7 protein-coding genes and 3 pseudogenes are annotated in these 14,821 nt (G+C 57.4%); all 10 read right to left on the reverse strand.

The window, feature by feature from the left end; genetic code table 11:
* Positions 1 to 10 precede the first annotated feature (10 nt).
* On the reverse strand, positions 11 to 352 hold the full coding sequence (gene fdxA / locus BM413_RS27545) for a ferredoxin (RefSeq protein WP_091918054.1): 342 nt from the start codon (positions 350 to 352) through the stop codon (positions 11 to 13).
* Positions 353 to 1,539: 1,187 nt separating this feature from the next.
* Positions 1,540 to 2,550, reverse strand: coding sequence for a hypothetical protein (locus BM413_RS27555; protein ID WP_091918056.1), 1,011 nt, complete (start codon positions 2,548 to 2,550; stop codon positions 1,540 to 1,542).
* 138 nt (positions 2,551 to 2,688) lie between these two features.
* A pseudogene (locus tag BM413_RS33795) lies at positions 2,689 to 3,071 on the reverse strand (VOC family protein).
* Positions 3,072 to 3,112: 41 nt separating this feature from the next.
* A pseudogene (locus BM413_RS33800) lies at positions 3,113 to 3,294 on the reverse strand (hypothetical protein); the annotation flags it as partial.
* 542 nt (positions 3,295 to 3,836) lie between these two features.
* Positions 3,837 to 5,159, reverse strand: coding sequence for a hypothetical protein (locus tag BM413_RS27570; protein WP_091918057.1), 1,323 nt, complete (start codon positions 5,157 to 5,159; stop codon positions 3,837 to 3,839).
* A gap of 8 nt (positions 5,160 to 5,167) precedes the next feature.
* Positions 5,168 to 6,481 carry an HlyD family type I secretion periplasmic adaptor subunit gene (locus BM413_RS27575; protein ID WP_139238674.1) on the reverse strand — a complete coding sequence of 438 codons (1,314 nt, stop codon included), beginning with the start codon at positions 6,479 to 6,481 and terminating at the stop codon, positions 5,168 to 5,170.
* 11 nt (positions 6,482 to 6,492) lie between these two features.
* Positions 6,493 to 8,205, reverse strand: coding sequence for a type I secretion system permease/ATPase (locus BM413_RS27580; RefSeq protein ID WP_091918059.1), 1,713 nt, complete (start codon positions 8,203 to 8,205; stop codon positions 6,493 to 6,495).
* A gap of 285 nt (positions 8,206 to 8,490) precedes the next feature.
* Entirely contained in the window at positions 8,491 to 8,736 is a 246-nt protein-coding gene (locus BM413_RS27585) for a hypothetical protein (RefSeq protein WP_091918060.1), read from the reverse strand.
* 475 nt (positions 8,737 to 9,211) lie between these two features.
* A complete protein-coding gene (locus BM413_RS27590) occupies positions 9,212 to 10,168 on the reverse strand; it encodes an AraC family transcriptional regulator (protein WP_175544466.1) in 957 nt (318 codons plus the stop codon).
* An 858-nt stretch (positions 10,169 to 11,026) separates the two neighbouring features.
* Positions 11,027 to 12,034, reverse strand: a pseudogene (tig, locus tag BM413_RS27595) (trigger factor); the annotation flags it as partial.
* Positions 12,035 to 14,821 lie beyond the last annotated feature (2,787 nt).

Genomic DNA, 14,821 nt, shown 5'->3' on the forward strand with positions numbered 1-14,821 from the left:
GGACATCCCGTCAGGAATGCGACGGCGCTGATTTCTTATATTGAGCGACCGCGGGATGGTCGGTGGCGGTGGAAAGACGCTTGTCCCAGCCGCCGGGCGAACCGAGACCACTGACGGATGTGTCGAAGAAATCGCGGTTGATGGCGATGAAAGCCGACTGGGCGGGGGTAGCCTCCTCGTCCCAGATGATGGCATCGACGGGGCAGACCGACAGGCAAAGCCCGCAGTTCACACATTCCTCGGGATGGATGTAGAAGATTCGGCCACCTTCATAGATACAGTCCACCGGGCAGACGTCCGTGCAATCGCCGTCCTTAACGTCTATGCAGGGCTCTGTGACGACATATGCCATTCCGGAACCATCTCCGCTCGCTTCCGGGGAACTATGGCAAATCGATGCGTTGCAAAGAAGCGCTGATATTCGCAGGAATGATTGCCGATATGGCAACGCCCTGACCTGCAGCAAGTAATTTACTCCAGTTGGGATTAATTCCCGCCACGCTGCGAAGCGAATTTGGCTGGCGTCCCATACGACAGTGCCGATGAACAGATTGAGAATCATGCGCGGAACATTTTTTGGGGTCACCACCACGCCGGCCATCGTGAAAGCTGATGGTCTTTCACGCGGCTGCAATAGCATCAGCTAATATAGCGTGAGCGACAAGTCGGGAACCTTCAGAACCAAGATCGGTGGTGGCCGTGATTAACCAGGACTGGCCGGCGCGATGGATAGGGTCTATTGAGGGACAGCCCTGCGCGCCGGCCAATGCGGCGATGCGGCAGCCGCACCGATAGAATAACATCAAGGTGTGGAGAGGCTATCGATCGAATGGGCTATGCCTGAACTAAGATTGTTTCAAGCGTTCGGCCTATACCCCTCGCTCGCGCCCGAGCCTTCGCAAATCGTTCAGCAGCTTCGAGACGCGCGCGATCATAAACAGATGCGGTTGTTTTCGTGCCGGCATGCCCCGCGACTTTAGCCCCGTCATCTGTCGATGTACCCGTAGCGCGACCTTCTGGAATGCCGTTGGGGATCACGTGACGGTTTGTCCGCTCAGAGAGCATTGCAATGATCAATGAGCTGCGTCTCAATGCTTCCAAAGCGAAATTGCGCGCCGGAGAGCCATGATGATTGTGCGAAACATGAGCACTCTCGACTGCACGAAAATCCGGCGTCGCGATTACGGGAGACGAATGAAAAGATGAGCCGGTCGCCCGATGGGGGTAGGGGCAGCTACTCGGCCCGCAAAAAATGGCTCAGACAGAAACTCGTACCGGGCACAGCGCGTCGTGACGGTTGCAAGACGTAGGGCGCTGTCAGATTTGACGCCCGAACAACTGAAGGACATGGGTAATCAGGAGGCCCATCGATCCAAGCTTGAAATTAAGGCCGGCCTGATCACGAACTTAATGTCGATGAAGTAAGATCGTAGCATCTTTGAACCAACGAGCGCGAGGGCGGACCGACGAGGACGAGATATTCGATAGGCGGATCGCTTCCCCACGGTACGCCACCGGCGATATTCGCATGTGGACCTATTATTCGCTACTCGGGTCGAGTGTCTTCCTTACCTCATCGATTTTGCCGTAAGCACCCCCGACCCCAAGCACGCCCTTGGCCCAGTCCATCATCTCGTCGTCGACATAGTTATCCCCGTAGGCCGCAACACGGTTGTCGTTTGCAGCGTCCAATAGAGCTGCCCTAAGGGCTTCATCGTCAGTGCCGACGGCTGCGGCTTCAGAAGCAAGTTCGGCTTGGCTGAGCGACGTCTCGGCTTGGCTCACGGCAGTTGCCTCGGCACTGTCCAGCAATCCCTCTACTGCGGCAACCTCGGCTTCCCAGGACCCTACATCCTCCGGTGCAACAGTGGCTGCGTTCAAATCCTCAAGCCGGGCGGTAAGGCTTTCTACGGTTGGATTGTCGTAGACGCTGATCGCATCGTCATAAGGCGATATTGCCGCTGTCTCGACTGCAACTGCAAAGCTTGCCTTCGCTTCGGCAAGCGCGGCCGCCGCTGCCGTAACTTTTGCGTTTGCCAAGTCGAAATTTGCCGAGGCCATTACGAAAGCCGATATCGCAGCCATACGAGGCGACTTGCTGTTCAGATAGGCATGGTAGTTCCGCTTCAGTGAATTGAGGCCAGCCAGCTTGGCGTGAAAATTCTTCGGCCTTGCTTCCGGCAGGGCCACATTTGCGGGCAAAATCGCCAGCTTGGCAGCCTTGCTTGCAAGATTCGCCGATTTCACTCTCGTGGGGGATGCTTTGGCAATTGAACCCTTTACACGCGAACGTTCTTTGCCAAAGACGCTGCCAATCGATTGCGAGACAGCTTGACTGCCCCGGGAGGATTTTGAACGGCCCCTCGCATCGGCGGACTTGCCATGTTCGCCAGTGGCACCCTTGCCACCCCCGCCGCCATTTTCGCCACCGTTACCACCCTTGGCGTAAGCGGCGATCGATGCGAGGCCAACTGTGGTCGAGGCAAAATTGATGGGTAGTACGGCTATCGCCAGCGCCGACACAGCTAGCACAAGAATCTTGGACTTCATCACAAGCTCCTCCCAGACGACCCGCTTGGGAATAGAAGTAGAATGAGCTGCGGCGATGTCCAATAAATTTGTATCTCAGCGCGTAGTCGCTCCGAAAGCTGCTGCGATCCGCGTCAGACGTTGCCACCAGATCTGAAACTAGTTCCGCGCTTGCTCAAACAGCTCCACAACGTTGCCGGACGGGTCGACCAACAGAATCTGAGAGCCACCTGGTTCTGTGACAATGTCGTTACGAAACTGGACACCGGCAGCCCGCAGTCGGGATACTTCAGCAGTCAGATCGTTGACAATCAGATGGATGCGTTCCATCCCCCAGGGTATGGCTTTTCACCATCTGGCATCGACCTCCCGGCTGAACTCGTCGGTCCGCTAAGCAGTAGCAGCAGTGCGCCGCGCTGCACGTCCGCGAAGGCAGGTTCATGTTTCGACAGAAGCGAAAAGCCAAGGTGGCTCGTGTATCACTCGATGGCGGCTTCGACGTCATTGACCATGTAACGGACATTGACGCTTGTTTCAGACATGACTTTTCTTCCAATATTGGACAGTGCAGCGTGCCAGAATACTATATATAGCGGCCTGCTTGCCACCAAAGAGGCTCTTTGTCACTCATCTTGGCAATCGAGCGCACCCAAGTCACGGCCCAACTTGCCCGTATCATCGTGCCGGTGTGGCAGGAGCAGACTATTCCGTGCAGTTGACTGTCAGAAAGCTCGAAAACCGTCGTGCTTCGCCGTATGTGTTGTCACTTCGCCTTAGCGAATTGGAGGCCGTGGACCTCCCTGATGGGGCAGGCCAAGCGAAGATTTCATCCATGGTCATCACGCCGTGATCCTCAAGGGCGACTAGAAACTCTTCAAACGGACCAAGTTCATTGCCCGAGCCACCGTTTTGAGCGTTAGAGTTTCGGCTATTTTGAGCTTGAAAGGAACACAAAATGGCACGGAAGAACTACACAACCGAGGAGATTATCGTTTCTGTCGCCACGGAAGACGTCAAGAAATCGCTAGGCTTATAGATTGCTTTCTCACCCTCTGGACGACGAAGCACTCTGCTGCTTGTCGGTCAGCGTTGTTCCTGATTATCTTCGGATGAATTGACAGGCACAGGATTTTCACAAGTGCTGCACCATGAGCTCGGAACAGCGACAACGTCCAAATCGCCGATGGCAGCGACGAACGCACGGACAAAGCTTGGAGTACCTGATTGCGCGATTTCGGCCGGCTCGTGTTGGGCCGGCCAAGTCTCAACAGGAAAACTTTCTGCGGCGAAACTTAGAACGGAACCGTTCATGCTGCGTGCTGAGTTAGGCTTGAATGGTCGGTGTCCATATGCGCGTCGGTTTCCAGGATTGGCTGACCAACAAATTTGAGCGTCGGTGTGAGGGCGTCGGCGACGTATTCCGTGATTTGTAGAGCCACATTTGCAACGTCGAACACGTTTGATGGCGTCTCGGAGGTATCCGCAGCTGTCGTTTCGGGAGGTGCTGCCGTTTCTACAGCGTCTTCCGCCGCTGCATCTGCCAATGATGCCCCCCCCTCGGTGCTGCCAAGCCCACCAAGCAGACCATTTTCGCCGACAAGATCACCAAGGACATCTCCGTTGCCGCCAGTCACAGCCCCAACGACGCCCTCCGTACCGACGAGGCCGTCGAGAACATCTTCGTTGCCGCCGGTGACCGCTCCGATGACGCTACCTGTACCGACGAGGCTATCGAGAACATTTCCATTGCCGCCGGTGACTGCTCCGACGACGCCACCCGTGCTGACGAGGGCATCTATGACGTCTGCGTCGCCATTGGTCAGGGCGCCGAGGAGGCCATCGTCACCGATGAGAGCATCGAGAAGAGCACTTCCATCCCCGTCGGTCAAAGCACCAAGGGCTCCATCTTTATCGACGAGGCCTCCAACGGCCTCGGTGAGGTCGGGTACGACGCCAAGCAGGCCGTCACTTCCGAGCAGGTTACTTGCGATGTCGTGGACCGCTTCTACCATGCGCTCGGCCGGCGTATCACCGGGCATGATATCGACGACCATCTCTCCAGGACCGGCAAGGGATGAGCGGTCGTGAGTCTCTGCGATCGCTCCACCTGCTCCAGAATTTGACACCGACGTACCAATCGCAGGATCAGCGGACGGCATTGCCGCGTCCTGTATGGAATCTTCAGTGTTGTTGCTTTCGAGCTCTGCGATTTGTGACCCTGCCGCTTCTGGCGGCTGCTGCAAAATCTCTGCACCGCGTTCGGAATCTGCTGAGTCGGCGGCCTGGTGGTCGACCTGTACGTTGGATGTTGCGTTCGGCGCGTCATGCCCGCTGTCATGAACCACGTCTTCAGCTATTGCCGACCGACCGCCCCCGGACTCGGCTTGCCTTGCGTTAGAGAACGTGGCTGACAGGCGATCATCATCCTGTGCGAAATCTGTGGTGGAGGTGGCATCGGCAGCATTTGCCTGGTCGCGATCGAGAAGCGCAATGCCGAGCCCTAGGGCGCCTGCCGTGAGTGTAAAATTCAAAGTGTCTTCTGCCCTACCTGCAGATGATTTGCCGGTTTCTGCTTTGTTTTCTGCGCGACGTCCTTTGCGGCCGTCAATCTTGCTCTCAGCGTATGCCATTTTGGTCCTCACTCTTCTCGAAACGCATGTCCAATTTCATCAAGGAGCGGCCCAAGCAAATAGCCTGCAAGGGTTCGTGATCCGGTCGTGACGATCACTTCCGCCGGCATTCCGGGTTGCAACGGAACCTTCGATTTGCTCAGATCGTCGGAATTGATCTTCGTTCGGATCGCAAAAAAGGTAAGTCCCGACCGTGAATCCGTGATCTTGTCCGCCGATACGCTTATGACGTCGCCGCGCAAGAGCGGGCGCTCGCTCCGTGGGACGCCGGTCAGCCAGATGTTGGCAGCTGCGCCTGGTTTGACGCCGTTGATGTCGGAAAGCGGCAACCGCGCTTCGACAATGATCGGGTTGTCGTCGGGCACGATGTCCATCAGCTGTTCACCAGCTTTGGCGACCCCGCCTTCCGTGAAAACCGATAGATCGACAATCGCTCCGCTGACTGGCGCCTTTATGATCGTCCGATTCATGACATCTTGTGCCGCCTTCAACTTGGGCAAGGCCTCGGCCAACGAAGACTGCGTCGTACGGATCAAGTCGACTATTTCATTGATGCGCTGACGGTCCAACTTGGCGATGGCGAGTTCGGCTTCGCCAATTTCCTGTGTCGCGGAGGCAATCTCAGCGACGCGCGAGCCCGCATCGGCGAGCATCCCTGCGGCGACCCTTTCCAGCTCCAGAATGCGCGTCTTGGGTGTCAAGCCTTTGGTCGCCAGCTTTTGAGCACCTTCGATTTCTTCGACCAGCGACGCATTTTGCTTCGACAGCCCTTGCTTTTGTGCTTCCAGCCCAGAGATCTTCTCGCGAAGCTGCGCTACCCGCGAGGCGAGCATCCCTCTTTCGGCCTCGTATTGATGCGCGCGTGCACGCATCACCGCATTTTCGTTTTCAACCGCTTCCTCCATTCCATCGAAAGATTTGGCTTCCGCTTGGAATTTTTTCAGGCAACTGAGATCTGCGCTATCACGCTCACAGATCAGGCGCGCCTGTCTAGCAATCAGGGTCACAGCTTCCGCCTTGGCGATATCGAGCTTAGCTTGTGAATCCGTCCCGTCGAGTTCGATCAATGGCTGACCGCGTTCAACATGCTGACCTTCCGAGACCAGGAGCTTGGAAATTATGCCGCCGTAGAGGTGTTCTACCGATTGCCTCTGTGCCTGCACCTGCAGGCTGCCTTCAGCAATTGCCGCGCTCGACAATGGCGCAACATAACCCCAACCAATGAACAACAGGACAAAGGCTAGCAAAGCGGCCGCTCCCCAAAGTGCGGGTCGCAACGGGTTGCGATACGTGATGGTGTCAGCGGTGGAGGCAGGGGTCATCGGCTTGCCTATCAATTCTTCAAAGAAGGTGCCGCGAAGGCCGCTGGCGGCCCAAGCTTTTCGATTCGACCAGAATTCAATGCGAGTACGGTATCAACGACACTGAGAACCGCAGGCTGGTGAGTAATCACGACAATCGCCGTGCCCTGCGCTTTCATGACGAAAAGGGCCTTGCTCAGCGCTTGTACACCTTCCAAGTCCAGATGCGCGTTGGGTTCATCCAGAACCAGCAGCCGCGGGTGGCCGAGTAAAGCCCTCGCCAGCCCGATGCGCTGACGCTGCCCACCCGATAGCCCCAAGCCGCCTGGACCCAGCATCGTGTCGTATTGCTTCGGCAAGCCCAATACCATCTCGTGGATGCCGGCAAGTGTTGCCGCCTCAATGATCTGGTCGATCGAACTGTCATTAAAACGCGAGATGTTCTCACGAACGCTGCCGGCAAACAGCCCAACATCCTGAGGCAGATATCCTGTGATGCGCCCAAATTCGGCCGGATCCCAATGTGAATAGTTCAATCCGCCAAATGAAAGGTCGCCCCCAGCCGGCTGGAGAGCTCCAATCAGCAATTTTGCTAATGTGCTTTTGCCGGATGCGCTCATCCCGACAACTGCCAACGCTTCACCTTCCCCAATCTTGAAGGATAAGTTGTCGAGCACCGGCTTTGATCGTCCTCCCACACGGTATGAAAGCCCTTTGACGTCGAGCACCGTTTCGTTCGTGGGGATGATGGTCTTGAGATCGCTCGCGGGATTTTCGTTCAGGAGATCCCTGATCCGTCTGTAACCACTGCGTGCCGAACCTGCCTGCTTCCACGCGGACACGGCCAGCTCCACAGGTACGAGTGCGCGGCCCATGATGATGCTGGCCGCAAAAATTGTCGCGGGCGATATGGCGTGGTCAATGGCGAGCCAGGCGCCAGTGCCCAGTATCAGGGACTGAAGCAGAAGTCTCGTAAGCCGGATACTCGCCGAGATGACCGCGTTCCGATCGCTGGCGAAAGCTTGCCTTCCGAGCATTCGGACACGGCTTCCCTGCCAGTGGCGCTCTACCGCAGCCTGCATCCCCATCGCACGAATTACATCGGCATGCTGCATGATGTTCTCGGTGAAGACGAATGATCGCCTGGCAGCAGCTTGTGCATCGTCCATAGGTTTGCGGGTGACAGCCTCGTTCAGAAAAGCGAGCGCTAACAGAAACACTGCACCGATTGTTGCGACGATCCCTAAGACAGGATGGATGAGATAGAGAAGGCCGAGATAAAGCGGGATCCAAGGTACGTCGAACAGAAAATGGATCCCCGGACCGGTGACAAAGGCACGGAAATCATCGAACTCCCGCAGTGGCAGGGCTCCCTGTGAGTACCCGTACCTGGAAGATTTTTGCACGAGCGCGGAAAACACGCGACTCGCCAATTTCTGGTCCAGCAGAACACCGCATCTGACAAGCATCTGGGCGCGCATAGCGTCCAGGATGGCCATAACAAGCAGCGCCACAACCAGAATAAGGGTAAGCAGAAAAAGTGTCGGGATGCTTTCGCTAATCAAGACACGATTATACACCTGCATCAAATACAGGGGCGAACTGAGATAAAGCAGATTGATTACGCTTGAGAAGACACCGACGATAATAAGGTATGGGCGGAGCGATTTTATCGCCGTGCTGATTTCGCTTTCCGCACGCTTTTTTGTCGGACGAAATAGCGCGGTTGCATCAGCCAAGGACATCAATACGTCCCTTCGTGAACCTTCTGGCAACAAGACCAGGGAAAAAACCTATGTTCGCTCGAGCTCGCTCGAACCGTTGTTCAGTTGAATTCTCCATGGACTTGCACCCATCCTCACTAAGTAACCATCGGAGCTAGGCTAGCACCCAGCCGAAGCGGGGTTGCCCTGGATGATGGACCGCCGCGAGATGGAGACACCTCGCGGCGGTTAGCGCCGCACAAAGCCGCATCGAGTTGACACTGACACCAAAGAGACTGCGCCCACTCGAATACCAAGACAGGCAAGTCAGGCGATGTGCACACCATCATCGGGCTGTAATGAGTCCAGTATCAATGACGGAGTCAGGGCAATACCCGTCCAGGCGCTTCCGACAAGCATCGCAGCACCAAGGCCAAGATGTCCACCGCCTTCCATGAAGTTGACGTATGCATCATCAAAAGTGACGTCTCCGGAACGATCGTAGTCATTGTAGTCGTTATAGTCGACAACTGCCGTATCAGCGTCGCTTCCGCCAAACAGAAGATTAAGCATGGGAACCTCCTTTAGGTCGCTTCTAGCGATGCTAAGGGTTACATATTACCCAAGGAAGTCAACGATTTACGATAGAGTTCGGAAGATCGGTAAAGGATTTCCAGACAATCGCCAAAAGCCCGCGATGGAGGATCGGAAGCACACGCTGCCCACTGGCTAAAATGCGGCTGTGGGATCGCCGCGTCTCATAATCCAGCAGTGCCGACATGGCAGCGATAAGGGCAGGATTTGCAACGCGGCCGGTTGGAGGAAATCGACATGTGTTGTTGCAGCGATGTGCTCTACCGTAAGCGAACTTCTCGTTCTCGTCATCCTAAAGTGCGCGGCGTATTTCCCGCCGTTTTTAGCTTACACCAGCCAATCCGCGGCGTTCATGCAGTTAGACTGCAAGAGACACATACGTCGCGCTGCAACCTGAGGAGATGACGGGCTGAACCACATGCTATGAGGTTGGTGCGCGATGCATCGCGAGCCTCTAGCTATCGGCAAGTTTACGGAAGGTTGCAGGTGGCTGGCCAACAATTTTTGAGAACATTCTTGTAAAGTGCACCTGATCGGTAAAGCCGCACTCGATAGCGATTTGTATAACGGGCATAGAAGTCTTTATAAGAAGATATCGGGCACGTTGAATACGACCATGTAGAAGGTATTGGTAGGGTGTTCTGCCAGTGGTTTTTTTGAAAAGATGTGCAAAATGACTATTGGATAGCCCGCTCCCTGCCGCTAAATCATCTAATGTAAGCTTCTGACTCATGGAAGCTTCGATCATGTCACGAAAATTTTTCATCTGCGTTTTAGTTAGCTGCCCCGTACTATCCTTTTCAACTGAATTTTCCTGCAAACTGGAATATTTGCGAATCACATGATATCCCGTGGCGCGCGCCAGATGCTCCACGTAGGGATCAGACCCTTCTGCGCTCGACTCGGTTGCATCGCAGATGGCTGTGACCAGCCCTTCGAGTAGGGTGTCGACGAAGGCCAATTTGCTCAGAATGTTGATCGAGTCGGAGCGTTTGCCACCAAGATCTGTCGCAACCTCTTCCAACAGGGAGTCACGCAGATATAGATGTGTCGTGTGAACCCGCCGCTCCCATACGACATGGGCTGGTTCGTTGGGCGCCAGGATATTCATCTGACCGGGATGAAGCTTTGCACAGTACTTTTTCGATCTGATATCAAAGAAGACGCGCGCCGTTCCGGACCTTGTCAGGCTGATCAGAAGATGGGGGCTTCCCAGGAAGGTGCCCTCATTTGGATGTTCAATCTGCTTGGAGACATAGACCTGAGACCAATTGCGACCGACACTCGTCTGCAGAGTTTGGCAGGAACTGAGCCGATCAAAGCCGTGGGTCTCGTCCAGAGGAAATTCGCGCGAAGCGACAGGAGAGCGGAAGTTGGTTACCTGATGTTCGGCGGAGGTAACGGCGAGCACGGGCCGCTGCGAAGACTGCGATTGATCTGGCGGGCGCGTTTGGATTGACATAACAGCCACCTAATCGCCTCATACACCAATGCTAAATCTTCCAGAAACTTGTCCCGGAAACGCTGCACTAATGTCCGCCCCGCAGTATCGATAACAGACTTCGGCGATGCCGAACACCCCACTAAAGTCAGATTGATCGTGACCAAAGTCATAGTGGTTAAATAAGCGTTAGATTGCCGGGATTTGAAATAGCCCAAATGAACCGGACATAATCTCCATCTTGAGAGCGGATAGGAGTAATGTTGTGTCTATGATTGGCAACATTTTGAAGATTGAGATCCTGAACGGCCGCGAGCCACGCGGCGGTGGTCGACGGCTGAGAAACTGCCGATGGTCGAGGTGACCTGCGGGCCGGACGTGACGGTGAGCCTGGTCGCCAGGCACATGCTCTGATCCCCGATAAATGGATCGCTTTTGGTTAAAGTTTTTCGCTGTATTTTCCCGGATGGGAGAAGGAGTGGAACAATGAAGGCATCGAAGTTTTCGGACGCGCGGAAGGCATTTTGAAGGGGCGAAAACGGCGTGACCGTTGCGGAGATTTGCCGCAATGCCAGCTAGCCGCCTGATGAATGCGTCGGATTTAGGCGCTGGAAGATGAGAATGAGCGCCTGAAGAAGATCAGGTACCGACCTTACGCTGCGCTTCGGATGGCCCGTTCAAGAGCCTGCTTGAAGATGAATGAACTGCTGGGCTGGGTTCAGTGGCACCTAAGGCTGAATGCAGGTCAAAAAGAAGGCTGCCCGAAGGCGGCCTTCATGAATAGTCAAACTGAGTGTCTTAATATTATTTCGTGGACTTCTTCTTAGCGGAGGAAGTATCGATCCCAACGTTTTCGGTCGTCAATTCTTCCTTGCTCACCTTTTTGTCGGTGACGGAAATCTTGCTGAGCAGGTAGTCGACCACCTTTTCCTCAAACATCGAAGCACGCAGTGAGTTTAGCGCCCTGGGATTGGAACGGTAGAAGCGGACCACCTCCTCCCGCCGCGTTGGTTGAAGGCGACTCACCTGCTGCGACAGACCGCGCCGCAGGTCCTCATCCGAAATTGAAATGCCTGCTTTCTTGCCGATCTCGACAAGGATAAGCCCGACGCGCGTACGACGCTCAGCAAGGAGCATGTAGTCGGCGCGCGCTTTTTCCTCTGTCATTCCCACATCGGCGAAGGTGTGGCCAGATGCCTGCAGATCACGATTGACCTGCGCCCAGATATTGTTGAACTCCGTCACCACCAGTTGCGGAGGCACCTTGAAATGATTGGCAGCCTCGAGCTGTTCGAGCAACTGCTGCTTCATCTTCTGACGCGTTATCAAGCCAAACTGGTTCTGGAGTTGGCCGCGTACAACCTCGCGCAGGCGCCCTAACGATTCGAGGCCGAGGCTCTTAGCCGTTTCGTCGCTGATCACCAGTTTGCCGGGTGTGGCCACTTCTTTGACGGTGACGTTGAAGGTCGCTTCCTTCCCAGCCAGAGAAGCGGTCTGATAGTTCTTCGGGAAGGTCACCGTGATCTCGCGTTCGTCGCCTGCCTTTGCGCCGATCAACTGTTCTTCGAAGCCGGGAATGACCCCCCTGGAGCCAAGTATCAGCGACTGGTTGTTTGCGGCACCGCTAGGAATGGTTTTGCTGACCTTGCCGGCGTAGTCGATGGTGATCCGATCGCCCGTGGTAGCCTTGCCATCCTTCGGCCTGTAGGTGCGGGCTGCTTCCGCGACACGCTTCACTTGCGCATCGACTTCGGACTTCGGCACGTCATAAACGGGCCGCGTCACCTTGATCTTGTTGAAGTCGTTGATCTCCATTGTCGAAATCACCTCTTCATTTGATGCGCCTAAGCCGGCGCCGTTGCTGGTGGTCGTGGCGTTGGAAACACCACGGGCCGTAGTTCCAGCCGCGTAGTTGAGCGAGCTATCGCCAGAATAGGTAGCACTGCCGGTCGTACCGTTCGCAAAGCTGCCTGCCACGGTGCAAACCGTGGTGGATGGCATTCCGAGCGCACTTATACCGTTGCCAGACTGGGCACCTTTCGGGGCGCCGACAACCGGATTGTCAACCACATAAGCGAGCCGATCGTTCGAGCCTACACCGTTGCCAGGCACCATCCCGTTCGGGATGCCGCCAGCCGGATTGTTGGCCGTGTTAGCGAGCGGGTCGTTCGAACCCGTACCGCTGCCAGGCACCATCCCGTTCGGCATGCCGCCGACCGGATTGCTGGCCGTGTTGGCAGGCGGATTGTTCGAACCTGCACCGTTGCCAAGCGTCGTTTCCTCCGGGGTACTGCCGAATACATAGGCAAGCAAGCCTTTCAAGCCTGTGTGCTTGCCACCGGTCGCATCGTCTGGAGTCCCGCCGGCTGGGTTGTTGGCTGTGTTGGCAAGTGGGTTGTTCGAGCCCGCATCGTTGCCAAGCACCGTCCCGTTCGGTGTATTGCCGAGCGGATTGTTGGCTGCGTTGGCAAGCGGCTCGTTCAAGCCCGCATCGTTGCCAAGCACCGTCCCGTTCGGTGTATTGCCGAGCGGATTGTTGGCTGCGTTGGCGAGCGGCTCGTTCAAGCCTGCACCGCTGCCAGGCACCGCCCCGTTCGGTGTATTGCCGAGCGGATTGTTGGCTGCGTTGGCGAGCGGCTCGTTCAAGCCTGCACCATTGCCAGGCACCGTCCCGTTCGGTGTATTGCCGAGCGGATTGTTGGCTGCGTTGGCAAGCGGCTCGTTCAAGCCTGCACCGCTGCCAGGCACCATCCCGTTCGGCATGCCGCCGGCCGGATTGTTGGCCGTGTTGGCAAGCGGATCGTTCAAGCCTGCACCGCTGCCAGGCACCGTCCCGTTCGGCATGCCGCCGGCCGGATTGTTGGCTGCGTTGGCAAGCGGCTCGTTCAAGCCTGCACCGCTGCCAGGCACCATCCCGTTCGGCATGCCGCCGGCCGGATTGTTGGCCGTGTTGGCAAGCGGATCGTTCGAACCCGTACCGTTGCCAGGCACCGCCCCGTTCGGCACGCCGCCGACCGGATTGTTGGCTGTGTTGGCAAGCGGGTCGTTCGCCCCCGTGCCATTGCCTGTGGTCGCGCCATTCGGCGTGCCCTCGAACAAATAGGCAAGCAGGCTGTTCAAGCCAGCGTTATCGCCTCCGGTCGCGCCGTTCGGCATGCCACTGGCCGGATTGTTGGCCGCGTTGACAAGCGGATCGTTCAAACCTGCACCATTGCCTCCTGTCGCGTCGTTGGGCGTGCCACCGAACAAATAGGCAAGCAGGCTATTCAGGCCAGCGTCATTGCCTTCGGTCGCACCGCTCGGCATATCGCCGACCGGATTGCCGGCCGCATTGGCGAGCGGTCCAATCGAGCCTGCACCGTTAGGCATGTCGTCGACCGGATTGTTGCTCACATTGGCAAGCGGGTCACTCGAACCCGTGCCATTACCGCCGGTCGCACCGCCCGGTAACATGTCAGCCGCGCTGGCGAGCTGAACGTTCAGACCCGTTCCAGCCGCATCGCTTGGCGTGCTGCCAGGCAGATTGCTCCAGTGGCCAGGAATGCCGTTCACCAAGATAATCAAACGGTCGTGCGACCCGCTGTCGGCAGCGCCATCGCCGTCGCCGTCGCCATCGCCATCGCCGTCGCCATCGCCATCGCCGTCGCCGTCGCCATCGCCGTCGCCGTCGCCATCGCCATCGCCGTCGCCATCGCCGTCGCCGTCGCCATCGCCATCGCCGTCGCCGTCGCCATCGCCATCGCCGTCGCCGTCGCCATCGCCGTCGCCGTCGCCATCGCCATCGCCGTCGCCGTCGCCGTCGCCGTCGCCATCGCCGTCGCCGTCGCCATCGCCGTCGCCATCGCCATCGCCGTCGCCGTCGCCATCGCCATCGCCGTCACCATCGCCGTCGCCGTCGCCGTCACCATCGCCGTCGCCATCGAGCGAGCCAACAACGTCACCGATTAGACCGGTCGCGCCATCGATCACGCCGCTCAGTGTGCCGCCAAGCGAGCCGACGACGCCACCGATCGTGCCACCAATGTCGCCGATGCCACCAAGGCCACCGTCGCCGCCAATCACACCGTCGAGCGAGCCGACGACGCCACCGATCGTACCGCCAATGTCGCCGATGCCGCCAAGGCCGCCGTCGCCGCCAATCACACCGTCGAGCGAGCCGACGACGCCACCGATCGTGCCACCAATGTCGCCGATGCCGCCAAGGCCGCCGTCGCCGCCAATCACACCGTCGAGCGAGCCGACGACGCCACCAATCGTACCGCCAATGTCGCCGATGCCACCAAGGCCACCGTCGCCGCCAATCACACCGTCGAGCGAGCCGACGACGCCACCGATCGTACCGCCAATGTCGCCGATGCCACCAAGGCCGCCGTCACCGCCAATCACACCGTCGAGCGAACCGACGACGCCACCGATCGTGCCACCAAGATCGCCGATGCCACCAAGGCCGCCGTCACCGCCAATCACACCGTCGAGCGAACCGACGACGCCACCGATCGTGCCACCAAGATCGCCGATGCCGCCAAGACCGCCGTCGCCGCCAATCACACCGTCGAGCGAACCGACGACGCCACCGATCGTACCACCAAGATCGCCGATGCCGCCAAGGCCGCCGTCACCGCC

The sequence above is a fragment of the Mesorhizobium sp. YR577 genome (assembly GCF_900116595.1).
Classification (GTDB): domain Bacteria; phylum Pseudomonadota; class Alphaproteobacteria; order Rhizobiales; family Rhizobiaceae; genus Mesorhizobium_M.